25 protein-coding genes are annotated in these 24,605 nt (G+C 66.9%); 7 read left to right on the forward strand and 18 right to left on the reverse strand.

What is annotated here, in order from left to right; all coding sequences use genetic code 11:
- Positions 1-11: 11 nt before the first annotated feature.
- Genes coaBC through RJ527_06955 form a run of 6 tightly spaced genes read left to right on the forward strand, consistent with a single transcriptional unit; the run spans position 12 to position 4,474 of the window.
- Entirely contained in the window at positions 12-1,241 is a 1,230-nt protein-coding gene (gene coaBC / locus RJ527_06930) for a bifunctional phosphopantothenoylcysteine decarboxylase/phosphopantothenate--cysteine ligase CoaBC (GenBank protein WND77470.1), read from the forward strand.
- Positions 1,238-1,696, forward strand: a complete 459-nt coding sequence (gene dut / locus RJ527_06935; GenBank protein ID WND77471.1) for a dUTP diphosphatase — start codon at positions 1,238-1,240, stop codon at positions 1,694-1,696. The genes coaBC and dut overlap by 4 nt, the downstream gene beginning before the upstream one ends.
- A gap of 4 nt (positions 1,697-1,700) precedes the next feature.
- Positions 1,701-2,156 (forward strand): Rrf2 family transcriptional regulator, encoded by a 456-nt coding sequence (locus RJ527_06940; GenBank protein WND77472.1) that lies wholly within the window; start codon positions 1,701-1,703, stop codon positions 2,154-2,156.
- 44 nt (positions 2,157-2,200) lie between these two features.
- Complete coding sequence (gene cysK / locus RJ527_06945) at positions 2,201-3,181, forward strand: cysteine synthase A (GenBank protein WND77473.1); 981 nt, start codon at positions 2,201-2,203, stop codon at positions 3,179-3,181.
- 8 nt (positions 3,182-3,189) lie between these two features.
- On the forward strand, positions 3,190-4,035 hold the full coding sequence (gene moeB / locus RJ527_06950) for a molybdopterin-synthase adenylyltransferase MoeB (GenBank protein WND77474.1): 846 nt from the start codon (positions 3,190-3,192) through the stop codon (positions 4,033-4,035).
- Positions 4,010-4,474, forward strand: coding sequence for a DsrE family protein (locus RJ527_06955; protein WND77475.1), 465 nt, complete (start codon positions 4,010-4,012; stop codon positions 4,472-4,474). The genes moeB and RJ527_06955 overlap by 26 nt, the downstream gene beginning before the upstream one ends.
- A 102-nt stretch (positions 4,475-4,576) precedes the next feature.
- Here the strand turns inward: RJ527_06955 and RJ527_06960 are convergent, their stop codons facing one another.
- The 3 genes from RJ527_06960 to RJ527_06970 form a co-directional block, all read right to left on the reverse strand.
- Positions 4,577-5,386 carry an aminotransferase class IV gene (locus RJ527_06960; GenBank protein WND77476.1) on the reverse strand — a complete coding sequence of 270 codons (810 nt, stop codon included), beginning with the start codon at positions 5,384-5,386 and terminating at the stop codon, positions 4,577-4,579.
- Positions 5,383-6,762, reverse strand: a complete 1,380-nt coding sequence (gene pabB, locus RJ527_06965; protein ID WND77477.1) for an aminodeoxychorismate synthase component I — start codon at positions 6,760-6,762, stop codon at positions 5,383-5,385. Before pabB ends, RJ527_06960 begins: the two co-directional genes overlap by 4 nt.
- A 67-nt stretch (positions 6,763-6,829) precedes the next feature.
- Positions 6,830-7,816 (reverse strand): D-glycerate dehydrogenase, encoded by a 987-nt coding sequence (locus RJ527_06970; GenBank protein WND77478.1) that lies wholly within the window; start codon positions 7,814-7,816, stop codon positions 6,830-6,832.
- A gap of 213 nt (positions 7,817-8,029) precedes the next feature.
- Between RJ527_06970 and RJ527_06975 the strand changes: the two genes are divergently transcribed.
- Positions 8,030-8,611 (forward strand): SH3 domain-containing protein, encoded by a 582-nt coding sequence (locus RJ527_06975; GenBank protein ID WND77479.1) that lies wholly within the window; start codon positions 8,030-8,032, stop codon positions 8,609-8,611.
- Between the two features lie 51 nt (positions 8,612-8,662).
- On the opposite strand, the gene RJ527_06980 is transcribed toward RJ527_06975, so the two are convergent.
- From RJ527_06980 to rimP, 15 genes are all read right to left on the reverse strand, one after another.
- Positions 8,663-9,253 (reverse strand): DUF3501 family protein, encoded by a 591-nt coding sequence (locus RJ527_06980; GenBank protein WND77480.1) that lies wholly within the window; start codon positions 9,251-9,253, stop codon positions 8,663-8,665.
- A 4-nt stretch (positions 9,254-9,257) separates the two neighbouring features.
- Entirely contained in the window at positions 9,258-10,598 is a 1,341-nt protein-coding gene (locus RJ527_06985; GenBank protein WND77481.1) for a heterodisulfide reductase-related iron-sulfur binding cluster, read from the reverse strand.
- Between the two features lie 219 nt (positions 10,599-10,817).
- On the reverse strand, positions 10,818-11,234 hold the full coding sequence (locus RJ527_06990) for a rubrerythrin family protein (GenBank protein WND77482.1): 417 nt from the start codon (positions 11,232-11,234) through the stop codon (positions 10,818-10,820).
- Between the two features lie 201 nt (positions 11,235-11,435).
- The gene (locus tag RJ527_06995; protein WND78030.1) at positions 11,436-11,894 is read right to left on the reverse strand and encodes a Fur family transcriptional regulator; all 459 of its coding nucleotides are present in this window, start codon (positions 11,892-11,894) and stop codon (positions 11,436-11,438) included.
- Positions 11,895-12,038: 144 nt separating this feature from the next.
- Entirely contained in the window at positions 12,039-12,824 is a 786-nt protein-coding gene (fabI, locus tag RJ527_07000; GenBank protein ID WND78031.1) for an enoyl-ACP reductase FabI, read from the reverse strand.
- Between the two features lie 112 nt (positions 12,825-12,936).
- Entirely contained in the window at positions 12,937-14,157 is a 1,221-nt protein-coding gene (gene fabB / locus RJ527_07005) for a beta-ketoacyl-ACP synthase I (GenBank protein ID WND77483.1), read from the reverse strand.
- A gap of 12 nt (positions 14,158-14,169) precedes the next feature.
- Positions 14,170-14,682 (reverse strand): 3-hydroxyacyl-[acyl-carrier-protein] dehydratase FabA, encoded by a 513-nt coding sequence (gene fabA / locus RJ527_07010; protein ID WND77484.1) that lies wholly within the window; start codon positions 14,680-14,682, stop codon positions 14,170-14,172.
- Positions 14,683-14,932: 250 nt separating this feature from the next.
- Complete coding sequence (pnp, locus tag RJ527_07015; GenBank protein ID WND77485.1) at positions 14,933-17,119, reverse strand: polyribonucleotide nucleotidyltransferase; 2,187 nt, start codon at positions 17,117-17,119, stop codon at positions 14,933-14,935.
- A gap of 222 nt (positions 17,120-17,341) precedes the next feature.
- On the reverse strand, positions 17,342-17,611 hold the full coding sequence (gene rpsO, locus RJ527_07020) for a 30S ribosomal protein S15 (protein WND77486.1): 270 nt from the start codon (positions 17,609-17,611) through the stop codon (positions 17,342-17,344).
- A 30-nt stretch (positions 17,612-17,641) separates the two neighbouring features.
- Positions 17,642-18,583: a tRNA pseudouridine(55) synthase TruB gene (truB, locus tag RJ527_07025; protein WND77487.1), complete on the reverse strand. Its 942-nt coding sequence runs from the start codon at positions 18,581-18,583 to the stop codon at positions 17,642-17,644.
- A 12-nt stretch (positions 18,584-18,595) separates the two neighbouring features.
- Complete coding sequence (gene rbfA / locus RJ527_07030) at positions 18,596-19,039, reverse strand: 30S ribosome-binding factor RbfA (GenBank protein WND77488.1); 444 nt, start codon at positions 19,037-19,039, stop codon at positions 18,596-18,598.
- A gap of 84 nt (positions 19,040-19,123) precedes the next feature.
- Positions 19,124-21,643 (reverse strand): translation initiation factor IF-2, encoded by a 2,520-nt coding sequence (infB, locus tag RJ527_07035; protein ID WND77489.1) that lies wholly within the window; start codon positions 21,641-21,643, stop codon positions 19,124-19,126.
- Positions 21,644-21,703: 60 nt separating this feature from the next.
- Positions 21,704-22,360 (reverse strand): RNA-binding protein, encoded by a 657-nt coding sequence (locus tag RJ527_07040; protein WND77490.1) that lies wholly within the window; start codon positions 22,358-22,360, stop codon positions 21,704-21,706.
- A 55-nt stretch (positions 22,361-22,415) separates the two neighbouring features.
- Entirely contained in the window at positions 22,416-24,017 is a 1,602-nt protein-coding gene (gene nusA / locus RJ527_07045) for a transcription termination factor NusA (GenBank protein ID WND77491.1), read from the reverse strand.
- 50 nt (positions 24,018-24,067) lie between these two features.
- A complete protein-coding gene (gene rimP / locus RJ527_07050; protein ID WND77492.1) occupies positions 24,068-24,556 on the reverse strand; it encodes a ribosome maturation factor RimP in 489 nt (162 codons plus the stop codon).
- Positions 24,557-24,605: the final 49 nt, after the last annotated feature.

Raw genomic sequence — 24,605 nt, forward strand, 5'->3', positions numbered from 1 at the left:
AGCCCAGGAACATGCTTTCCGGAAAACGCATCCTGTTGATCGTCACGGGCGGGATCGCCGCCTATAAGACGCCCGATCTGGTGCGCCGCCTGCGCGAGCGGGGGGCCGCCGTGCGTTGCGTGCTGACCCAGGGCGGGGCGCAATTCGTGACCCCCTTGGCCCTCGGCGCGGTTTCCGGCGACAAGGTTTATCAGGACCTGTTCGACCTGACGGACGAGCAGGAAATGGGCCATATCCAGTTGAGCCGCGACGCCGACGTGATCCTGGTCGCCCCGGCCTCGGCCGACGTCTTGGCCAAGATGGCCCATGGGCTGGCCACGGATTTGGCGACCACGGCGCTGCTGGCGACGGACAAGCCGGTGATCGTCGCCCCCGCCATGAACGTGCGCATGTGGCAGCACGCGGCGACCCAGGCCAACATCGACACGCTTACATCGCGGGGCGTCACCGTGATCGGCCCGGAGGAGGGCGACATGGCCTGCGGCGAATTCGGCCCCGGGCGCATGTCCGAACCGCTCGACATCGCCCAGGCGCTGATCGAATTTTTCAAGGGCGGCCAGCCGCTGGCGGGCCTGCACGCCCTGGTCACCAGCGGCCCGACCCATGAGCCCATCGACCCCGTGCGCTACATCGCCAACCGGTCGTCCGGCAAGCAGGGCCACGCCATCGCGTCGGCGCTGGCGGCCTTGGGGGCGCGCGTCACGCTCGTCACCGGGCCGGTCGCCCTGAAGTATCCCGCCGGCGTCGCCACCGTGCATGTGGAGACGGCCCGCGACATGCTGGCCGCCTGCACGGAAGCCCTGCCCGCCGATATCGCCGTCTGCGCCGCCGCCGTGGCCGATTGGCGCACCGCCGACGCGGCGCCGGAGAAGATGAAGAAGGACGGCAAAAGCCTGCCGGCCCTGGCGCTCGCCGAAAACCCGGACATCCTGGCCGCCCTCGCGGCGCCCGGGAAAACCCGCCCGGCCCTGGTCGTCGGCTTCGCCGCCGAGACGGAAAACGTGGTCGGCCATGCCGTCGCCAAGCTGAAAAAGAAGGGCTGCGACTGGATCTGCGCCAACGACGTGTCGCCGGAAACGGGCACCTTCGGCGGCGACATGAACCGGGTGCATCTGGTCACCGGATCGGGGGTCGAAGATTGGCCGCCGCAGACCAAGGCCCAGGTCGGCGAACGGCTGGCCCAACGCATCGCCGATCATGTCACGGCATCCGCCGCGACGACGGACACGACCGCCGAATGAGCGCGCTTGCCGTTCCCGTCCAGCGCCTGCCCCATGGCGCGGCCCTGCCCCTGCCGGCCTATGCCACGGCGGATGCGGCGGGATTGGACCTTTTGGCCGCCTTGGATCAATCCATGATGCTTAATCCCATGGCCCGCGCCCTGGTGCCCACGGGCATCGCCATCGCCCTGCCGCGGGGGTTCGAGGCGCAGGTGCGGCCGCGCTCCGGCCTGGCCGCCAAGCACGGCATTACGGTGCTGAACAGCCCGGGCACGATCGACGCCGACTACCGCGGCGAGATCAAGGTCATCCTGGTGAACCTAAGCGCCGAAACCTTTGAAATCGAACCAGGCATGCGCATCGCCCAGATGGTGATCGCCCCGGTGACGCGGATCGCCTGGGACGAACGGGCGGACCTGGACGGCACGGCGCGCGGCGCCGGCGGGTTCGGGTCGACCGGAACGGGGGGAAGCTGACCACATGCTGCGACTGTCGAAAAAGACCCTTTACGCCATCGAGGCGGTGTTGGACGTGGCCTATCACATGGGCGCCCAGCCCGTGCAGAGCCGCGACATCACGCGCCGCCAGGGCATTCCCCGGCGCTATCTGGAACAGGCCCTGCAACAGTTGGTGAAGGCGGAGATTCTGGTCGGCGTCAGGGGGCCCAAGGGCGGCTACCGCCTGGCCCGCGAACGGCGGCGCATCTCCGTCGGCGACATCGTGCGCGTCATCGCGGGCGCCGACGGCGCCGACGACATTCTGGAAGACGCCGACGGTTCGGACCTGGGGCTCAAGGTGGTGCGGCCCCTGTGGGCGGAGTTGCGCGAGGCCGCCATGGTCCGCCTGGACGCCACGTCGATCGACGAGCTGTGCCTGAAGGCCCATCAGGCCGGGGTCGACAGCGAAGGCCGCCCCAACCTGGATTTCACCATCTAGCGCCCTCATCTTAAGAGGCAACCCAACCGGAGGAGACGAAACCCATGGACACGGCAAAGAACGCCGCCCAACAGGGCGAATTCAGGGGGCGCATCTACGACAGCATCGTCGACACGGTGGGCGCCACCCCCCTGGTCCGCCTGAAGCGCATGGCCGAGGACGCGGGCGTCGCCGCCGACATCGTCGGCAAGTGCGAGTTCTTCAATCCCCTGTCGTCGGTCAAGGACCGCATCGGCATGAACATGATCGCCGCCGCCGAACGCGACGGCCGCATCCAGCCGGGCGCCACCCTGGTCGAGCCGACCTCGGGCAACACGGGCATCGCGCTGGCCTTCGTCGCGGCGGCCAAGGGCTACCGGCTGATCCTGACCATGCCCGAAAGCATGTCGCTGGAGCGGCGCAAGATGCTCTATCTTCTGGGCGCGGAGCTGGAGCTGACCCCGGCCCCCCTCGGCATGCGGGGCGCCATCGAGCGCGCCAAGGAGATCGTCGATGCCACGCCGGGGGCGATCATGCTGCAACAGTTCGAAAACCCGGCCAATCCGGAAGTCCACCGCACCACCACGGCCGAGGAAATCTGGACGGATGCCGGCGGCAAGGTCGACGTGCTGGTGTCCGGCGTCGGCACGGGCGGCACGCTGACCGGCTGCGCCCAGGTTCTGCGCAAGTACAATCCCAAGCTCAAGGTCGTCGCCGTCGAGCCCGAGGATTCGGCCATCCTGTCCGGCGGCCTGCCGGGGCCGCACAAGATTCAGGGCATCGGCGCCGGTTTCGTGCCGGCGAACCTGGACACCAAGGAAATCGACGAGGTTCTGCAAATCGGCAACGACCGCGCCATCGAGACGGCGCGCAAGATCGCACGGCTGGAAGGCCTGCCCTGCGGCATCTCGTCCGGGGCCGCCGTGGCGGCGGCGCTGGAGCTGGCCGCGCGGGACAAGCTGGTGGACACGCGCATCGTCGTCATCCTGCCGAGCTTCGCCGAACGCTACCTGTCCACCGACCTGTTCGCGGGCCTGGGCGAATAGGGGTCCGCATGGAATTCACGGATTTCACCGAGGATCAGGTCAACCGCTACGCCCGGCACATCCTGCTGAAGGAAGTCGGCGGCATCGGGCAGGCCAAGCTGCTGTCGAGCCGCGTTCTCGTCGTCGGCGCCGGCGGGCTCGGCTCACCCGTGCTCATGTACCTGGCCGCCGCCGGGGTCGGCACCATCGGCGTGATCGACGGCGACACGGTGGACCTGTCCAACCTGCAACGCCAGATCGTCCATCAGACGGCGTCCGTCGGCATGCCCAAGGTGGAAAGTGCCAAGGCGACGCTCGCCGCCATCAACCCGGACGTCACCCTGGTCCCTCATTTCGAGCGCATCACGCCGGAAAACGCCCTCGACCTGATGGCTGATTACGACCTGATCGCCGACGGCTCCGACAATTTCGAGACCCGGTTCCTCATCAACGACGCCGCCTATTTCGCGAAAAAGCCCCTGGTCACCGCCGCCATCCTGCGCTTCGACGGCCAATTGGCGACCTTCAAGGCCCATGAAACCGACGGCGCGGGACATCACGGGCCCTGCTACCGCTGCATCTTCCGCGAGGCGCCGCCGCCGGGCCAGATTCCGTCCTGCGCCGAGGCCGGCGTGCTGGGGGCGCTGTGCGGCACCATGGGATCGTTGCAGGCGACGGAAATCCTGAAAGAGCTTCTCGGCACCGGCGACAGCCTGTCGGGCCACCTCATGGTCTATGAAGGGCTTGCCGCCAATTTCCGCAAGATCAAGGTCAAGGCCGATCCGGGCTGCCCGCTGTGCGGCGACAATCCGACGATCGTCGACCTCACCAGCCACGAGGGGGCCGCAGATGGCCGAACCTGCGCCGCCGGCTGACACGACACCGCCGGACAAGCTCTCCGTCATCGTCTATGCGGGCGAGTACGACAAGATCCACTACGCCCTGGCGACGGCGGCGGCGGCGGCGGCCATCGGCCGGGCCGTGACCCTGTTTTTCACCATGGACGCCTGCAAGGCATTGGGCGCCGACGACGCCTGGCGCGACCTGCCCGTGGGCCAGGGCCTGGGCGGCCAGGACCATGTGCAGCCCGGCGGCACGTTGGACGACCGCTACGAGGCCCAGGGGGTCGCCACGTTCGAGACCCTGCTTGCCGCCTGCGTGGAAATGGATGTCGCCTTCATGATCTGCGAGATGGGCCTGCGCGCCCGCGGGCTGGAGGCCATGCCCCTGCGCGACGACGTGCCGGTGCAGCCGGGCGGGCTCGTGACCTTCCTCAATGATGCCTCCAAGGACGGCGCCATCATTTTTATCTGATTGATGCGCAAAACAACCGTCGCGCCCCCGATGGGCCCGCGTGGGTTTTGCGACAAGACGCCTCCAAGGACGGCGCGGTCCTGTTCATCTAGCCGAAATGGGCTAGCCGACCAGGGCCTGCGCCTTCTGGGTCATCGGGCCGGGCAGGGGGGCCAGCATCCGCCCGTCGAGCACGGCCACGGGGCGCACCCCGAAACTGTTGGTCAGGAAGATTTCGGTGGCGCGGGCGAGGTCCTCGGGCATCAGGCTTTCTTCCGCCCCGCCCAGCGCCGCCAGCACGCGGCCCCGCGTCACCCCCGGCAGCGGCCCGTCGGCGAGCGGCGGGGTCACCAGCGTTCCGTCGATCACCGCGAACAGATTGGCGTAGCAGGCTGACGCCACGCGGCCCGCCGTGTTCAACAACACCGCGTCCTGGGCGTCCTGGGCACGGGCTTCCTCCAGCGCGATAATGCTGTCCAGGTAGGGCGTCGCCTTGACGCGGGAAAAGGGCGAATGCTCGTTGCGCCGGGTCACGGTTGCCGTGATCATCCCCACCACGGCGCCCCGCGTCGGCGGCAGGGGGTGGAGCGAGATCACCACCGTGGGCCGGCAGTCCTGGGCCTTGGGTGCGGCGACGCCGCGGGCGGCGGCGCCCCGGCTGACGGTCAGGCGCAGCGCCGCGTCGGTCATCTTGTTGGCCGCGATCAGCCGCGCCATGCGCACCATCGCGTCCGCTTCCGAGAACGGCAGGGGAATGCCGGTGACGGCGGAGGCCCGGGTCAGCCGCGCCAGATGTTCCGGGGCGAATTCAGGCCCCCCGTCCCGCACCCGCAGGCTTTCGAAAATGGCGTCGCCCAGGGTGAAGCCCCGGTCGAAGGGATCGAGGCGCGCGTCCGCTGGCGTGACCAGATCGCCGTTGAGATCAATGATCATGGCAGGGCCACCCGGCCGTCGAGGGCCGCCAGCAGCGGTTTGATCTTGGTCATGGTTTCCTCGTATTCGTCCGCCGGGTCACTGTCGGCGACGATCCCGCCGCCGGCCTGGGCCGCGACCACGCCGTCCACATGGGTCATGGTGCGGATGGCGATGGCGGAATCCATGGCCCCGTCGAACCCGAGCCAGGCCACGGCCCCGCAATAGGGCCCGCGCGACACGGGCTCCAGCTCGTGAATGATTTCCATGGCGCGGATCTTGGGCGCGCCGGTGATCGAGCCGCCGGGGAAGGTCGCCCGCAGGAGGTCGACCGCGTCCAGGCCCTCGGCGATGTCGGCCTGGACCTCGGACACCAGATGATGGACGCGGGCGAAGGTTTCCAGTTCGAACAGCTTGGACACACGGACGGAGCCGATGCGCGCGACCCGCGACAGGTCGTTGCGCAACAGATCGACGATCATCAGGTTTTCCGCCCGGTCCTTTTCCGAGGCGATCAGGGCGGCGGCGAGCGCCCGGTCCTCGTCCGTGGTCACGCCGCGCGGGCGCGTCCCCTTGATCGGCCGGGTTTCGATGACGCCGCCGGGGCCCAACGACAAAAACCGTTCCGGCGAGGCGGAGATCACCGCCCGGCCCTTGCCGCAGTTGAGGAAAGCCGCGAAGGGGGCCGAGGAAATGCGCCGGAGCCGCCGGTACACGTCATAGGGCCGCATGCCCGCCGGCAGGTCGGCGAGGAAACGCTGCGCGATGTTGGCCTGGAAGATGTCGCCCAGGTGAATGTAGTCGATGGCGCGGGCGATGCGGGCTTCCATCTCGGCCCGGGTCTGATCGGCGCGCCAGGTCAGATCCGGATGCGGCGGCTCGGCCACCGGGCGGGCGTCCTTGATGCGCGCCGCCATGGCGCGGGCCCGGGCCTCGCGCCCCGGCCGGCGGCGGCCGCCCGTGCCCGTGACGTCGCTGGCCAGGACCCAGGCCATGCGCAGCTTCATGTCGAACACGGCGACCGTGTCGTAGAACCCCATGACCATGTCGGGGAAATTCAGGCCCCCCGGCTTGCGCGCGGGCAGGCGTTCGAGGGCAGAGCCCAGCTCGTACCCCAGCACGCCGACGGCGCCGGTCTGGAACGGCGGCAGGCCGGGCACGGTTTCCGTGCGCACGCGGGCCAGTTCCCGGGCCAACTGGCCGAAGGGGTCGTCCGCGGCCCCGGCCTCCAGCACATGATAGGGGTCGCCCGCCAGAAAGGCGTAGCGCCCACGCCCGCCGACCGCGTCGGCGCTGTCGAGCAGGGCCGCGACGGGGTCGTCCGCGAAGGCTTCGAAGGCGTCCACGGGATCCACGAAGGGGATCGGCTGCACGTGGAGGGGTTGGGCGATATGCATGGCGGTATCGGCGCCGCGGCGCGGCCCGTTCCCTGTTGCGATCCGGCCCAGGGCGGGCCGGGCGGGATCAGAAGGCGTCGCCCAGCACGCGGTCCGGCGGCTTGTGCCCGTCGACGAAGGTCTTGATGTTGATCAGCACCTTTTCGCCCATGTCGATGCGGCCTTCGACGGTGGCGCTGCCCAGGTGGGGCAGCAGAACCGTGTTGTCGAGGGCCAGCAGCTTGGGGTTCACGGCTGGCTCATGCTCGAACACGTCGAGGCCGGCGCCGGCGATGTCGCCCGCCTCGAGCATGCGGGTCAGGGCGTTTTCGTCGATCACCTCGCCGCGCGCCGTGTTGACGATGATGCAATGAGGCTGCAGCAGCTGCAGGCGCCGCGCCGACAGCAGATGGTACGTGGCCGGGGTATGCGGGCAGTTGACGGAGACCAGATCGACCCGGGCCAGCATCTGGTCCAGGCTTTCCCAATAGGTCGCCTCCAGCTCGTTTTCCACGGATTCGTGCACGCGTTTGCGGTTGTGGTAGTGGACCGCCATGCCGAAACCCCGGGCCCGGCGCGCCACGGCGCGGCCGATGCGGCCCATGCCGATGATGCCGAGACGCTTTCCGTTGATGCGGTGGCCGAGCATCCAGGTCGGCGACCAGCCCGGCCAGCCGCCCGTGCGCATGACGCGCTCGCCCTCGGCGATGCGCCGCGACACGGCGAGAAACAGCGCCATGGTCATGTCGGCCGTGTCCTCGGTCAGGACGTCGGGGGTGTTGGTGACGGTGATGCCGCGCTGGCGCGCGGTGGCCAGATCGATATGGTCGACGCCGGTGCCGTAATTGGCGATCAGGCGCAAGCGGTCGCCGGCCTGGGCCAGGATGGCGGCGTCGATGCGGTCGGTGACCGTGGGCACCAGGACGTCCGCATTGGCGACGGCGGCAATCAGCTGCGCCTTGGTCATCGCCTTGTCGTCCAGGTTCAACTGCACGTCGAACAGTTCCATCATGCGGGTTTCGATGGCGTCGGGCAGTTTGCGCGTGACGACGACGCGGGGTTTCTTGTTGGGCATGGCGGGTTTTCTCCGTTCCGCTGGGCCATAGCAAGTTATCACATCCCTTGTCTATAGCATCATGAAACGGCGGTCGGCGACCGGGGCTGCATATCCGGGAAGGGCCTTGACGGCCTGCGCCGTGATGGCGATAAGTCCTGCAAGACCGACGCCAAGGACCGGCTTGGGCGCATTCGCTGATTCCCCCCAGCGCCCCAGGACCCGAGGACCCGAATGAACCGGCTTTTCGCCCGCCGCAGCCAAACCGCACGCCCCATCGCCATCTGGCGCCGAGCCGTGGCGCTGGCGGCCATCATGCTGGCCGCCGCCCTGCTTCCCCAGGCCGTGTGGGCACAGGCGCCGGGACAGGCCTCCGGCACGACCTCCAACACCCCCTCGGGCCAGCCGCTGCCGCGCTTCGTCAGTTTGCGCGCCGGCGAGGTCAACATGCGGTCCGGCCCCGGCGTGCAGTATCCCGTCGACTGGGTCTACCGGCGCCGCCACCTGCCCATCGAGGTGATCGCCGAGTTCCAGACCTGGCGCAAGGTGCGCGACCACCAGGGCACCCAGGGCTGGGTCCATCAGACCATGCTGGACGGCGAGCGCACGGCCATCGTGCTGGGCCGCACGCGCACGCTGCGCGCCGATCCCGACGCCAACGCCCGCGCCCTGGCGCGCCTCGAGCCCGACGTCATCGTGCGCATCGCCGCCTGCCCCAAGGACAGCGGCTGGTGCCGGGTCCGCGCCGCCGGATTCGAAGGCTGGATACGGCGGGTCGAGCTGTGGGGCGTGCGCAAGGACGAAGCCGTCGAATAACGAAACGGCGGGCCCAAGGCCCGCCGCGCCGTTTCCGAATTCCGGAAAATATCAGTCGAAATCGCTGGCCAGCGCGTCCTTCACCGGGGCGGGCAGGATCGCGATGTGGCCGTATTTTTCATGGGCGATCTGCAACTGGACCTGGGTGCCCGGGTCCCTGAACTTCGCGACCTGGGCGTCGGTGAAGGGAAAATGCAGGAACTGCACGCTCGATGCCTTGCCGTCGGCCGTGGTGCGGTCGATGTCCGCTTCGGGAACGCCCTTCACGGTTTCACCCGCGAATTCGAAGGTCACCGTTTCCTCGATTCCGCCCAGGCCGTTCAGGAATTGCGCCCGGCGCACGGGGTCGTCGATTTCGAACATCAGGGTCGCGACCAGTTCCCGGCCCTTGGGGATCAGGGGGTTGTAGGCCGACAGTTCGTCGGGAATCTGATCCGCCCCGCCCTTTTCGATGAACAGCATTTCATGCACCTGATGGAACATGGTGTCGAAGCTTTCGAAATAGAACGTGGCGTCGGGGCCGACGGCGACGCGGCGGTTGCGCTTGATCCCGGTCATGGCCTTGCGGCGCGCGGCGCGTTCGCGGCCGTAGACGTCCATGGGCAGGATGTCGGCGGGGGTGATTTCGTGCTTTTTGGGCATGCGATCAGTCTTTCAGACCATAGGCGATGGCCATCAGTTCGATGGGGTGTTGGGCATGGTTGATGCCGCTGACGTCCGTATCCAGGCGCTCCATGCCCTGGATGATATGGTCGCGGGCGAGCGGGCATTCGGAGACCACGAAGGGCGTTTCGTTCTTGGCCGCCTGGCGGGCGGCGGGCTTGCCGACCTTGAGGCCGACCTCGAAGAATTCCTTGGTCACGCCCCAGGACCCGCCGTGGCCGGAACAGCGCTCGATCACCTTGACCTCGGTATCGGGCACCAGCTTCAGCATGTCGGCGCCCTTCTGGCCCATGTTCTGGGCCCGGGCGTGGCAGGCGATATGCGCCGTGACACCGCCGGAGAGCGGCTTCAGGCCGGGGGCCAGACCCTCTTTCTTGGCGATGTCGACGACATATTCGGTGATGTCGGAGGTATGGGCCGCGAGCTTTTTCACGTTGTCGTCCTCGGGCAGGATCAGCGGCCATTCGAACTTCATCATCAGGGCGCAGGACGGCACCAGGCCGATGATCTCGTAGCCCTTGTCGATCCATTGGCACAGCTCGGCCGATACCTCGCGGGCGGCCTCGGCGACGGCGGCGATGTCGCCCTGTTCCAACTGCGGCATGCCGCAGCAGCGGGGATAGACCACTTCCGTCTCGACCCCGTTCTTGGCCAGCACGGCCTGGGCCGAGGTGCCGATGCCGGGATTGTTGAAGTTGGCGAAACAGGTGGCGTACAGCACCGCCTTGCGCCCGTGGGCCGGGGCGGCGGTATCGACGGCGGGCGGGGTCTTGGCCAGGTCCTGGAAGGTCTTTGAATGGAATTCCGGCAGCTTGGCGTCGCGGTGAATGCCGGCCAGGCTTTCCATGGCCGGGCGGGTCAGGCCGTTGTCGCACTTGCAGGCCCAGTTGACGACGGGGGCCACGGCGGCGGCCAGCTTGCCGTTGCGGTCGGTCTTGGTCATCTCGCGGGCGGCGAAGGGCACCTTGCCCTTCTTCTGATCGATGGCGCGGGCGCGCAGCATCAGATGCGGGAAATCCAGGTTGAATTCATGGGGCGGCACATAAGGACATTTGGTCAGGAAACACATGTCGCAGAGCGTGCAGGCGTCGATCACGGGCTTGAAGGCGGCGCTGTCGACCGTGTCGAGCTCGCCGGATTCCGACTCGTCGATCAGGTCGAACAAGCGGGGGAAGCTGTCGCACAGATTGAAGCAACGCCGGCAACCGTGACAGATGTCGAACACCCGGCGCAACTCGGCGTCGAGCTTTTCCTCGTCGTAGAAATCGGGGTCCTGCCAGGGGATCGCGTGGCGGATCGGGGCTTCCAGGCTGCCTTCGCTCATGTCATGTCCTTTTCATGCGGCCCGGCGAAAATCCGGGCGGCGGATCGACAGAGACGCGCTTCCTCCCCCGAAAGCGGTCTGACCGGGTATTCAAGCTGTCGGAACACCGCAACCACCCCGCGCGGTCTCGCCGCGCGGCGCGTTGCGGCCGAACCCGGCCCGGCGCGGACGGCAACCGTCCGCGCCGCAACCGGATCGTGCGGATTCAATCCAGGCGGATTAGTCCAGGCTGTCGAGCGCTTTCTGGAAGCGGCCGGCGTGGGACTTTTCGGCCTTGGCGAGGGTTTCGAACCAATCGGCGATTTCGTCGAAGCCTTCGTCGCGGGCCGTCTTGGCCATGCCGGGATACATGTCGGTGTATTCGTGGGTTTCCCCGGCGATGGCGGCCTTCAGGTTGGCGCCGGTCGGGCCGATCGGCTCGCCCGTGGCCGGGTCGCCGGTTTCTTCGAGGAATTCCAGATGGCCGTGGGCATGGCCGGTTTCGCCTTCGGCGGTCGACCGGAACACGGCGGCGACGTCGTTGTAGCCCTCGACGTCGGCCTTCTGGGCGAAATAGAGATAGCGGCGGTTGGCCTGGGATTCCCCGGCGAACGCGGCTTTCAGGTTTTCTTCGGTCTGGCTGCCTTTGAGGCTCATGTGTGCAACTCCCTTGGTATGTTTGGTGGACAAGGATTTTTAAGCATAAAGGTTATGCAATGACAGCCATTTGCTGTCAAGTTTAGAATTATTTTAATCTGATGAAGGCAGGCGTCCCCGGCCCCTGGAAAGGGGCGGGACACAGGGAATCAGGCTGTATCGCAAAGGCCGCGTGCGTTGCGCGGCCGTCAGGCGCCCTCGTCAGGCGCCTTGGGGGCGCACCCGCACGACCACGTCGACGCGCGACACTTCCATGCCGTCCGGCGCCGCCGGCAGGGCCGCGACCTCGACCTGGTCGCCGGGAATGTCGGCCAGTTCCCCCGACTGATCGAAATAGAAGTGGTGGTGGTCCGACATGTTGGTGTCGAAGTAGGTGCGCTGGGAATCGACGACGATCTCGCGCAGCAGGCCGGCGCGGTGGAACTGATGCAGGGTGTTGTACACGGTGGCGAGGGACACCCGCACGTTGGCCGTTTGCGCGTCCGCATGCAGCATTTCCGCCGTCAGGTGGCGGTCGCCGCCCTCGAACAGCAGCTTGGCCAGGGCCATGCGCTGGCGCGTCGGGCGCAGGCCGGCGCCGCGCAGCCGGTCCAGGATATGGCTGAAGGGCCGGGCGCCCTGGCGCGTGTCCTGGGATCGCGTGTCGTGAGGGATGTGCATCTTCATCATTCGGTCGCGCACCTTTGCTGTGCGGCGCCTCCCGGGCGCCGTCCTCAGAATTAGAATGATTATATAAAGATGTCTAACGTTTATTCCAGGCTTAATTGTTACGCCTGGACGGGTGGAAATTCCGCGCGGGCGCGCTCAATCGTCGATCATGTCCTCGGGATTGGGCAGGCCGATGATGTTGTACCCGGAATCGACGTGATGGACCTCGCCGGTGACGCCGGCGGACAGCTCGGACAGCAGGTAGAGCGCCGCCCCCCCGACATCCTCGAGCCGCACCGTGCGCTTCAGCGGCGCGTGGCGCTGGTTCCATTTATAGACGTGCCGCGCGCCGCCGATGGCGCTGCCGGCGAGCGTGCGCATGGGCCCGGCCGAGATCGCGTTGACCCGAATGCCCTGCGGCCCCAGGTTGGCGGCCAGATACCGAACGCTGGCTTCCAGTGCCGCCTTGGCCACGCCCATGACATTGTAGTTGGGCATCACACGGGTCGAGCCCGTGTAGGTCAGGGTGATCAGGGAGCCGCCCTCGCCCATCATGTCCGCCGCCGCGCGGGCCAGGGCCGTGAAGGAATAGCAGCTGACGTCCATGGTGCGCAGGAAGTTGTCGCGCGACGTGTTCAGGTATTTGCCCTTGAGCTCGTCCTTGTCCGAATAGGCGACGGCATGGACCACGAAGTCGAGCCCGCCCCATTCCGCCTTGAGGCGCTGAAACACGCTGTCGATCGAGGCCTGATCCTCGACCTCGCAGGGCATGACCAGGGTCGAGCCGAGCTCGGCCGCGAGCGGCGTCACCCGCTTGGCGATGGCTTCGTTCTGGTAGGTGAAGGCAAGTTCCGCGCCGTGCTGACGCAGGGTGCGGGCGATGCCCCAGGCGATGGAGTGGTCATTGGCCACGCCCAGAACCAGGCCCCGGCGGCCGGCCATGATATTTGAATGCAACTGAGGTGCATCGGGGGTGTCCTGCGGGGGCACGCCAGATCCGTCAACGGGGCCGTTCATGGGACTTCTCCTGCGCGGGCCGGCGGGGGCCCGCCGATTATGCCTCGAGCCGCTTGAACGCCAACGTGGCGTTGGTGCCGCCGAAACCGAAGGAATTGGACAGCACGCAGTTCAGTCCCGCGTCGTCGATGCGTTTTGTAACGATGTCCGCGCCGCCCGCTTCCGGGTCGAGGTTTTCCACGTTGGCGGAGGCGGCGATGAAATCGTTGTTCAGCATGATCAGGGAATAAATCGCCTCGTGCGCGCCCGTGGCCCCCTGGGAATGGCCGGTCAGCGACTTGGTCGAGGAAATCTTCGGCTTGTGGGCGCCGAACACCTCTTGAATCGCCTTGAGCTCGGTCATGTCGCCGGCCGGGGTCGAGGTCCCGTGCGCGTTGATGTAATCGACCTTGGTGTTGCCGAGGGCCGCCGTGGCCAGACGCATGCAGCGCATGGCCCCTTCGCCCGAGGGCGCGACCATGTCGACGCCGTCCGACGTGGCGCCGTAGCCGACCACTTCGCCGTAAATCTTGGCACCCCGGGCCTGGGCGCGTTCCAGCTCCTCAAGCACAACCACGCCGGCGCCGCCGGCGATGACGAAGCCGTCGCGGCCGGCGTCGAAGGGACGCGACGCGCGCTCGGGCGTGTCGTTGTATTTGGAGGACAGGGCCCCCATGGCGTCGAACAGCACGGTCAGCGACCAATGCAGTTCCTCCCCGCCGCCGGCGAACACCACGTCCTGCTTGCCCCATTGGATCAGCTCCGCCCCGTTGCCGATGCAATGGGCCGAGGTCGAACAGGCCGACGAGATGGAATAGCTGAGGCCGCGCATGTGGTAGGCGGTCGCCATGTTGGCCGACACGGTGGAGCACATGGCCTTGGGCACCGCGTAGGGGCCGATGCGCTTGGCGCCCTTTTCCCGGGCCGTGTCGGCGGCGTCGATCAGGGCCGAGGTCGACGGCCCGCCCGAGCCCATGACCAGGCCCGTGCGCTCGTCGGACACGTCGGCGTCGGACAGTCCGGCGTCGGCGATGGCTTCCTTCATGGCGATATAGGCGTAGGCCGCCCCGTCGCCCATGAAGCGGCGCAGCTTGCGGTCGATCTTGTCGTCCATGTCGATCGTCGGAGCACCATGCAGATGCGAGCGGAACCCGCGCTCCGCATACTCAGGGCAGAACACGATGCCCGAGCGCCCCGCGCGCAGGCTGTCCGTCACCTCGGCAACGTTGCTGCCGATCGGTGACACGATTCCCATTCCGGTAACGACCACACGTCTCATGGGCTTCTCTTACTACCCTTCGGGGTCGGTAAACAAGGTTACGCGTAAGTCCTCGGTCTCGTAGGCGGTCTTGCCGTCCACGAGCATCACGCCGTTGGCGATGCCGAGGGTGATCTGACGCGCCATGACGCGCCGGATATCGATGCGGTACTGGACCAATTTCGCATCCGGCTGAACCTGGCCCGTGAACTTGACCGAGCCGACGCCCAGCGCCCGGCCGCGGCCGGGTGCCCCCGTCCAGCCCAGGTAGAAGCCCAACAGCTGCCACAAGGCGTCGAGGCCCAGGCAGCCGGGCATCACCGGGTCGCCCTGAAAGTGGCACTTGAAGAACCACAGGTCCGGATTGATGTCGAATTCCGCCTCGGCGAAGCCCTTGCCGTTGGCGCCGCCCTCGTCGGAAATCGCCGTGATGCGGTCGAACATCAGCATCGGCGGCAGTGGCAGCTGCGCATTGCCGGGACCGAACAATTCGCCCTTCCCGCAGGCGATCAAATCTTCATAGGAATAGGCGTTTTTCTTGGTCACACGCTTGCGGCCATTCCTGCCCGCCTCCCTTGGGCAAGCCGTCTTGAATGCGGGCATCCCCCCGGCAACACGGCTTTTAAGTTTCTGTTTTGTCCGGGCCGTTTAGAACCGGATTCTTGTGCTTGATCTCAGCCGCACAATAGCCAGAGAATCCGCCCCAAGGCAACCGTGGCGAACAGCCCGATGACAAAGGGCGGCGCCGCTTCCGGCACCGCCCCCTGAGGCACTTCGTATGCAGACCGGATGCCGCTTAGGCGTCCTGCGTCTCGCGCGGCTTGCCGCCCCGGCCACCGCCGCCGGACCGTTCACCGACCTGGTCGGTGATGTCCGCGCCGGTTTCCTGGTCGACGACCCGCATGGACAGCTTGACCTTGCCGCGGTCGTCGATGCCGATCAACTTGACCTTCACCTGGTCGCCTTCGTTGACGACGTCGGTGACCTGGCCGACCCGTTCGTTGGCCAGTTCCGAGATGTGGACCAGGCCGTCCTTGGCGCCCATGAAGTTCACGAAAGCGCCGAAATCGACGACCTTCACGACCTTGCCGTTGTAGATGGCGCCGATTTCCGGTTCCTGGGTGATCGACTTGATCCAGTCGATGGCGGCTTCGCCGGCGGCCGCATCGACGGCGGCGACACGCACGGTGCCGTCGTCTTCGATGTCGATCTTCGCACCCGTCACCTCGCAGATTTCGCGGATCATCTTGCCACCCGGGCCGATGACTTCGCGGATCTTGTCCTTGTTGATGGTGAACTGGGTGATCCGCGGTGCCGTGTCCGCGACCCCTTCACGGGCCGAGGTCAGCCCCTTGGACATTTCGCCCAGGATGTGCAGGCGGCCGTCCTTGGCCTGGCCCAGGGCGATCTTCATGATTTCCTCGGTGATCGAGGTGATCTTGATGTCCATCTGCAAGGAGGTGATGCCCTCGGACGAGCCGGCGACCTTGAAGTCCATGTCGCCCAGGTGATCTTCGTCACCCAGGATGTCCGACAGGACCGCGAATTCGTCGCCTTCCTTGATCAGGCCCATGGCGATGCCCGCCACCGGACGCGGCAGCGGAACGCCCGCGTCCATCAGCGACAGCGAGGTGCCGCAGACCGTGGCCATCGAGGACGAGCCGTTGGATTCGGTGATTTCCGAAACAACGCGGATGGTATAGGGGAATTCGTCCTTCGACGGCATCAGCGGGTTGAGCGCCCGCCAAGCCAGCTTGCCGTGGCCGATTTCACGCCGCCCGGTAAAGCCGAAACGGCCCGCTTCGCCGACCGAGAACGGCGGGAAGTTGTAGTGCAGCATGAAGGTGCGGCGATGGTCGTTGGCGAGATCGTCGATGATCTGTTCGTCCTGGCCGGTGCCCAGCGTGGCGACCACCAGGGCCTGGGTTTCACCGCGGGTGAACAGGGCCGAACCGTGGGTCCGGGGCAGAACGCCGACTTCCGCGGCGATCGGGCGCACGGTCTTGGTGTCGCGGCCGTCGATGCGCTTGCCGGTCGCCAGAATGTCCCGGCGCACGATGTCGCTTTCCAGATTTTTCAGGATGCCGCCGAGGGCCGCGCCGACCAGGTCCTGGTCGATGCTGTCGTCGGCCGCCAGGTCTTCGGCGACCTTGGCCTTCACGGCCGAGATCTTTTCCTGACGCAGCTGCTTGACGGTTTCCTTGTAGGCGTCGCGCAGGCCGGTTTCGGCGAGCGCCTTGACCTTGTCGGCCAGGGCCTTCTTGCCTTCCGGCTCGGCCGGCAGGTCGACGGGGTCCTTGGCGCAGGCCGAGGCCAGCTCGATGATGCCCTTGATGACGTCCTGGTTGGCCTTATGGCCGAACATCACCGCACCCAGCATGTCGTCTTCCGACAGCTCGTGGGCTTCCGATTCGACCATCAGCACGCCTTCCTGGGTGCCGGCGACGAACAGGTCGAGCTTGGTTTCCGTCATCTGGTCACAGGTCGGGTTGAGCACGAAGGCGCCGTCGATCATGCCGACGCGGCAGCCCGAGATCGGGCCCATGAAGGGCGCGCCCGAGATGCACAGCGCCGCCGAGGTGCCGATCATGGCCGGCACGTCCGGGTCGTTTTCCAGATCGTGGGTCAGGACCGTGCAGATGACCTGCACTTCGTTCTTGTAGCCCGGCGCGAACAACGGCCGGATGGGCCGGTCGATCAGGCGCGAGGTGAGAATTTCCTTTTCGCCGGGACGGCCTTCACGCTTGAAAAAACCACCCGGAATCTTACCGGCGGCATAGGCCTTTTCAACGTAATGGACGGCCAGCGGGAAAAAATCGATGCCCGGACGGGGCGTCTTTTCCGCGACCACGGTGCACAGCACCTTGGTGTCGCCATAGGTGGCAAGCACGGCGCCGTCGGCCTGACGCGCGATCTTGCCGGTTTCCAGGATCAGCTTGCGCCCACCCCAGTCGATTTCCTTACGAAACTCTTGAAACATCATTTTCTACTCTTCCTACAAACGTACGTGGGACCGGAAGCCCGCGCCAATCGCGGACCCCTGCCCGTTGGACCCCCGGCACCCTGCCGGGCGGCCCGGCCCCGAAGCGTTGTTTCCACGGCCATGACGGCGGCGGAAAACGGCGGGGCGAAAGGCGGCATCCGTACCCTGGCCGCCCACGGAGAACATTCCGTCACATGACGGATGCACGCCCATTCCTGTAAATTAGCGCCGAATACCCAGGCGCTTGACCAGCTCTTCGTAGCGGCCGTCGTTCTTCTTTTTCAGATAGTCCAACAGACGCCGGCGCTGGCCGACCATCATGAGAAGGCCCCGGCGGGAATGGAAATCCCGCTTGTGGGTTTTCATGTGTTCGGTGAGATTGGCGATCCGTTCGGTCAGAATGGCGACCTGAACTTCGGGCGACCCGGTGTCGCCGTTGCCCGATTGGAACTCGCCAATAAGTTCCTGCTTCCGCTCAGCGGTAATCGACATCGTCATACTCCTGTTCTTGATTGTTGAAGATCAGGTTTCCGAACCATCCAGGTTCAGAACCCGTACAGGACGGATTTCGCCGCCCTTGATCTCCGCCAGAGCCACCAGCCGGTCGCCGAGCATGGCCGAAACCATGTCGCCTTGGCGGATGTTCTTGAACGGCGAACGGCTGGCGACGGGAAGGGCCGCGATGGCCTGTCCTTGGGCCAGCCGCCGGGCCTCGGCTTCCGTCAGGGCCAGCGCCGGGATGTCGTCCAGCGCGGTCTCGACGGGCAAAAGGTGCCCGGAATCGCGCGCACTATGCCCCAGAGCCTCCAGATTATCTAGCGAAATCGACCCCTTTTCCGTGAACGGCCCGACCGCCGTCCGGCGCAGCACGGAAACATGCCCGACGGTGCCCAGCGCGCGCGCCAGATCGCGGGCCAGGGAGCGCACGTAGACCCCCTTGCCCGAACGGCAGCGGATCACCGCATGGTCGGCGTCGGGGCGGCTTTCCAGGGTCAGGTCGAGGACCGTGACGCGGCGGGACTTCATCTCGAAATCCTCGCCGCCGCGGGCCAGGTCGTAGGCCCGCTCGCCATCCACCTTGATCGCCGAATAGCGCGGCGGCACCTGGTCGATCTCGCCGGTGAAGGCCGGCAGGGCGGCCGTGATCTCGGCGTCCGTGGGCCGCGCGTCGCTTTCCGCCGACACGGCGCCTTCGCCGTCTCCGGTTTCCGTCTCGATTCCGAAACGAATGGTGAAGACGTATTCCTTTTCCCCGTCCATGGCATAGGCCACGGTCTTGGTCGCCTCGCCCAGCGCGATCGGCAGGATGCCCGTGGCAAGCGGGTCGAGGGTGCCGCCATGGCCGACCTTGGCCGCGTTGAACAGGCGCTTGACCCGGCCCACGGCCTGGGTCGAGGTCACGCCCAACGGTTTGTCGAGATTGATCCAGCCGTGAATGGCGAGACCCTTGCGGCGACGGCCCATCCTCTGCCTAGCCTACTCGTCGTCCGCCGGATCGCCCGGGGTTTCCAGGTCGCGGCGCACGCGGGGGTCATGCAGGATGGCGCCGATGCGCCCCGCATGTTCGAAGCTGTGATCCAGACGGAAGGAGAACTGGGGCAGGAACTTGAGGCTGACCTCCCCCGCGACCTGGCGGCGGATATAGGGCGTGGCGTGGTTGAGCGCCTTGAGAACCGCGTCGGTGTCGATGTCGCTCATCACGCTGCCGCCGAGCGGCACCACGAACACCGTGGCGCGGCGCAGGTCCGGGCTGGCGTCGACGCCGGTCACGGTCAGATTGGCCTCGGCCAAAAGCGGGTCGCGGAAATCGCGGCGCTCCAGAATCCGCACCAGGACATGGCGCAGTTCCTCGCCGACGCGAAGCTGGCGCTGCGAGGGCGGCTTGGCCCCGGCCTGCCGTTTACGGGATTTTTCTGACATGGCGATGCGCTACCATTGGCCGGCCGGCGGGACCCTGTGGCCCCGCCCGGGTCCGGGCGGATCGGCGGTCGTGCGCCCGGAACCCTAGAGTTCCCGGGCCACTTCCTCGGTTTCGAAGCATTCGATGACGTCGCCGACCTGGATGTCCTGGTAATTGGCGAGCGCCATGCCGCATTCCGTGCCCGACTGGACTTCCTTGGCGTCGTCCTTGAACCGCTTCAGCTGGCTCAGGTCGCCCTCGTGAATCACCGTGTCGTCGCGCAGCAGGCGGACCTTGGCGCCGCGCTTGACGGTGCCTTCGGTGATCATGCAGCCGGCGACCTTGCCGACCTTGGACACGTTGAAGACTTCGCGCACTTCGGCGTAGCCCAGGAAGTTTTCGCGGATGGTCGGCGCCAGCAGGCCCGACAGCAGGGCCTTGATGTCGTCGGTCAGGTTGTAGATCACCGAATAGTACCGGATATCCAGACCGTCGCGTTTGGCCAGGTCGCGCGCCTGCGGGTTGGCGCGCACGTTGAAGCCGACGATCACCGCGTTGGAGGCGCGGGCCAGCGTCACGTCGCTTTCGTTGATGCCGCCGACGCCGGAATGCAGAACCTGCACCCGGACCTCGTCGGTCGACAGCTTCTCCAGGGCGCCCACGATGGCCTCGGCCGAACCGTGCACGTCCGCCTTGATGACCAGCGGCACGGTCTGGGCTTCGCCTTCCTGGATCCGTTCGAACATCTGTTCGAGGGTGCCGCGGCCGCCGGCGGCGGCCTGCTTGTTGCGTTCCTGGCGCTGGCGGAATTCCGTGACCTCGCGGGCGCGGGATTCGGAATCGACGACGACGAAGTCATCGCCCGCCTGCGGCGTGCCGTTGAGACCCAGAATCTCGACCGGCACGGAAGGCCCGGCTTCGTCGAGCTGTTCGCCGTGGGCGTCGGACATGGCGCGCACCCGGCCCCATTCGGAGCCGGCGATGAAGATTTCACCGACGCGCAGCGTGCCGCGCTGGATCAGCACCGTGGCGACCGAGCCCTTGCCCTGTTCCATGCGGGCCTCGACGATGACGCCTTCGGCGGCATGGTTCGGGTTGGCCTTGAGGTCGAGCAGTTCGGCCTGCAGGACGATCGCCTCCTCCAGCTTGTCCAGGTTGGTCTTCTTCAGGGCCGAGACCTCGATGGACAGCACGTCGCCGCCCATTTCCTCGACCTGAACGTTGTGCTGCAGCAGTTCCGTGCGCACCCGGCTGGGGTCGGCGCCCGGCACGTCGATCTTGTTGATGGCGACGATGATCGGCACGCCCGCGGCCTTCGCGTGGTGGATGGCCTCGATGGTCTGCGGCATGACGCCGTCGTCGGCGGCGACGCACAGCACCACGATGTCCGTGACCTGGGCGCCGCGCGCGCGCATTTCGGTGAACGCGGCGTGGCCCGGGGTGTCGATGAACGAGATCTTCGCCCCCGACGGCGTCGTCACCTGATAGGCGCCGATGTGCTGCGTGATGCCGCCGGCTTCGCCGCCGGCCACGTCGGTCGCGCGCAGCGCGTCGAGCAGCGACGTCTTGCCGTGATCGACATGGCCCATCACGGTGACCACGGGTGCGCGGGACGTCAGATCCTTGGGATCGTCCTGGTCGCGGCGCAGGCCCTGTTCCACGTCGGACTCGGACACGCGGCGGATGCGGTGACCGAATTCCTCGACCACCAGTTCCGCCGTGTCGGCGTCGATCGTCTGGGTGATGGTGGCCATGACGCCCATCTTCATGAGCGACTTGACCACGTCGGCACCCCGTTCGGCCATGCGGTTGGCCAGTTCCTGAACGGTAATGGCTTCGGGAACAACGACTTCTCGCACGACCTTGGCACCTTCCTGCAGCAGCTCACGCTGCTTTTGTTTTTCACGTTCGCGCGCGCGCCGGACCGAGGCGATGGAGCGCTGGCGCTCTTCCTCGCCCTCAAGCGCGTCGGAGATCGTCAGTTTGCCGCGGCGGCGTTCGTTGTAGCCCCGCGTGGGCGCGGCGCGGCGGACTTCGGCCGGGCCCTTCTTGCCGCGGCTCTTGCCGCGGGGGCCGTCGTCGTCGTCCTCTTGGCGGGCCGCCGCCGGGCGCGGCCGGGCGGGACGCCCATCCTCGCCGGGGATCGGTGCCGGCGCCACATCGGCCGGCGCGGGGGCCGGCGCCGGGGCGTCGGGCTCGTCGGCCACGGCCGCGGCGTCTTCGGCCGGTTCCGGTTCCGGTTCGGCGCGCACGACCGGCGTCGGGCCGAGCGGCCGGGACGGCGCGGCTTCGGGGGCCTCGTCCTTGGTCTGCTGCGCGGTCTCCAGCGCCTTCTGGCGGGCCTGGAGTTCCTGATCGGTGAGATCGCGGGTCGACGTGTCGCCGTCGTCATCGCGCGGGGCGTCGCCGGCGCCCGCCGGGCGCGCGTCGTCCTTGGCCGGCGTGATGGTGCGGCTCTTCTTGACCTCGACGGTGACCATCTTGGACCGCCCGTGGGAGAAGTTCTGGCGCGTCTGGCGCTTTTCCACGGTCTTGTTCAGCGTCAGCTTTCCGCCGCCGCCGCCCAGGCCCAGCTTGCCGCTGCCGCCCTTGTCCGCCTTGTCTTTTTCAGTCGTCTCAGCCATCAATACCTTCCGATCGGCACGGTCCGGAGCTCCGGATTTTCGGGCTCCAGTGAACCCGGCCTATTCCTGCGAGGGAGAAGTCTTTCCGGCCGGGGCGCCCTCGCGAAACCCCAAAAGCCGGTTTTGTTCGAAGACCAGGCGATCCGCCAAGCCACCGGGCGCGACCGCCGCGTGGACCACATGGTCCCGGCCCAGCGCGCGGCCCAGTTCGGCTGCGTCCAGGACCGTGAATTGCGTCAGTCCCGGCGCCAGGGCCCGCAGCTTGGACTTGCCGTCCTCGCTGCCGTCCCGGGCCGCAACCAACAGACCGCGTTTGGCTGTCCTCAGCCAGGCGTCGGTCTTTTCAAACCCGGCGACAACCCGGCCCGCCCGGCGCGCCAGACCCAGCGCATCCATGCAGCGGCGGACCATCTGCGCCTCGATATCGTCCGCCAACCGGGGCGGAACGGTGACCTTGCGCTTGGCCGCCTTGGCGAAATGGTTTTTTTCGCTGGCTGTATTTACCACATCGCGGCGGGCACTCAACCATATTCCCCGCCCGGGCAGGTTGCCGGCCAGGTCGGGAACGACGCAGTCGTCGGGGCCGACGACGAAACGGATGAGTTCCGCGACAGGCTTTTTTTCCCCGGTGACGGCACAGCGGCGGACGGGCCCGCCGTCCTCATCGGACGCCGGGACCATGTCGTCTTCCGCGTGGGTCTGTAGTCCGCGGGTCATGCCTGTCTCCGGTTCTAGCTCATCGTGCCGTCTCGCCGTGCGCCACAACGGGCCCCTAGGACGCCTGCGGCGCGTCGCCGCCGTCTTCGCCGGCCGCCGCATCCGCCTCGCCGTCACCGGCCGCTGCCTCTTCGTCGGCGAACCAATGGGCGCGGGCGGCCATGATGATCTGATTGGCGGCGTCGAGCGTCATCGTGCCCTGGGGGGCGATTTCCAGAAGCTCGTCACCGGCCAGATCGCCCAGATCGTCGCGGCTTTTCACGCCGGCCTCGCCGAGCGCCACCATCAATTCGTTGGTGATGCCCTCGATTTCGATCAGGTCGTCCTCGACGCCCAGTTCGCGGCGCCGGGCGTCGAACTCGGCGTCGCGGGTTTCCAGGTAGGTCTGGGCGCGGGCCTGCAACTCGCGGGCCACGTCCTCGTCGAAGCCTTCGATGTCGGTCAGGTCCTCGATCTGCACGAAGGCCACTTCCTCGACCTTGGAAAAGCCTTCGGTGACCAGCAGGTGGGCGATCACGTCGTCGACGTCGAGGGCTTCCACGAACAGGGCGGAACGGGCGCGGAATTCCTCGTTGCGGCGCTCCGATTCCTCGGCTTCGGTGAAGATGTCGATGTCCCAGCCGGACAGCTGCGAGGCCAGGCGCACGTTCTGGCCGCGCCGGCCGATGGCCAGCGACAGCTGATCGTCGGGCACCACGACCTCGATGCGGTGGGCGTCCTGGTCCATGACGACCTTGGACACTTCCGCCGGGGCCAGGGCGTTGACGATGAACGCCGCCTCGTCCGGGGACCACTGGATGATGTCGATCTTTTCACCCTGCAATTCGCCGACCACGGCCTGCACGCGCGAGCCGCGCATGCCGATGCAGGGGCCGACGGGATCGATGGACGAGTCGTGCGACTGCACGGCGATCTTGGCGCGCGAACCCGGATCGCGGGCCACGGACTTGATTTCGATGATGCCGTCGTAGATTTCCGGCACTTCCTGCTTGAACAGGGCCGCCATGAACTGCGGATGCGTGCGCGACAGGAAGATCTGCGGACCGCGGGTTTCCTCGCGCACGTCCATGATGTAGGCGCGCACCCGGTCGCCGTTGGAGAAATGCTCGCGCGGGATCGATTCATCCCGGCGCAACAATGCCTCGGCGCGGCCCAGGTCGACGATCACGTTGCCGTATTCGATGCGCTTGACCAGGCCGTTCACGACCTCGCCGATGCGGTCCTGGTATTCCTCATACTGGCGCTTGCGCTCGGCCTCGCGCACTTTCTGGACGATGACCTGCTTGGCGGTCTGGGCCGCGATGCGCCCGAAGTCGATGGGCGGCAGGGGATCGACCAGGAATTCCCCGACCACCGCGTCGGCCTTGCGCTGCTTGGCCTGTTCCAGGGTCAGCTGGGTGATTTCGTTCTCGACGGCGGCGGCATCTTCGACGACTTCGAGATAGCGGGCCAGCGTGATCGCGCCCGAGGTGCGGTCGATGACCGCGCGGATGTCGTGTTCATGCCCGTATTTGGAGCGCCCGGCCTTCTGGATCGCCTGTTCCATGGCTTCCAGGACCTCGTCCCGCTCGATGCCCTTGTCGCGGGCGGCCTGATCGGCGGCGGCCAGCAGTTCCGGGCGGGCGTGGACGGCTTCGTTTTGCATGACGTCGCTCATTTCCGATGTTCCTTCAAACTCACAAAAAAGTCGGTTTCCGTAGGGGCGGCCTATTCGTCCGCCTGCTGATGCGCCGCGATCAATTCGTCGGTCATCAGCAGCTTTGATTTCTGAATGTCGGCGAAGGGCAGGCGGACCTCGCCTTCCGTCACGTCCATCACCACGTCCGTGCCGTCGACGCCGAGCAGGCGGCCGGAAAACCGGCGCCGCCCCGCGACGGGGACGTCCATTTCGACGCGCGCGTCGAACCCGGCATAGCGCGCGAAATCGGCCAGCTTGACCAGCGGCCGGTCGATCCCGGGCGACGAGACCTCAAGCACATAGGCGTCGTCGATCGGGTCTTCCACGTCCAACAACGCCGACACGGTGCGCGAGATGACCGCGCAATGATCGACGTTCATGGCCGATCCGTCCTTGGGCTCGGCCATGACTTGCAGCTTCTTGTTGCGCTGGCCGGACACCAGGACGCGGACAAGCTCGAAGCCCAAATCCTCGATGGCCGGGCGGATGATCTCGGCGATGCGCTGTTCCAAGGTCACGTGGTCGGGGTTCCTGTCTTCCGCGGCCCGGTCGGCGGCCGCGAAGCAT

This window comes from Thalassospiraceae bacterium LMO-SO8 (assembly GCA_031655335.1).
Classification (GTDB): domain Bacteria; phylum Pseudomonadota; class Alphaproteobacteria; order Rhodospirillales; family Casp-alpha2; genus UBA1479.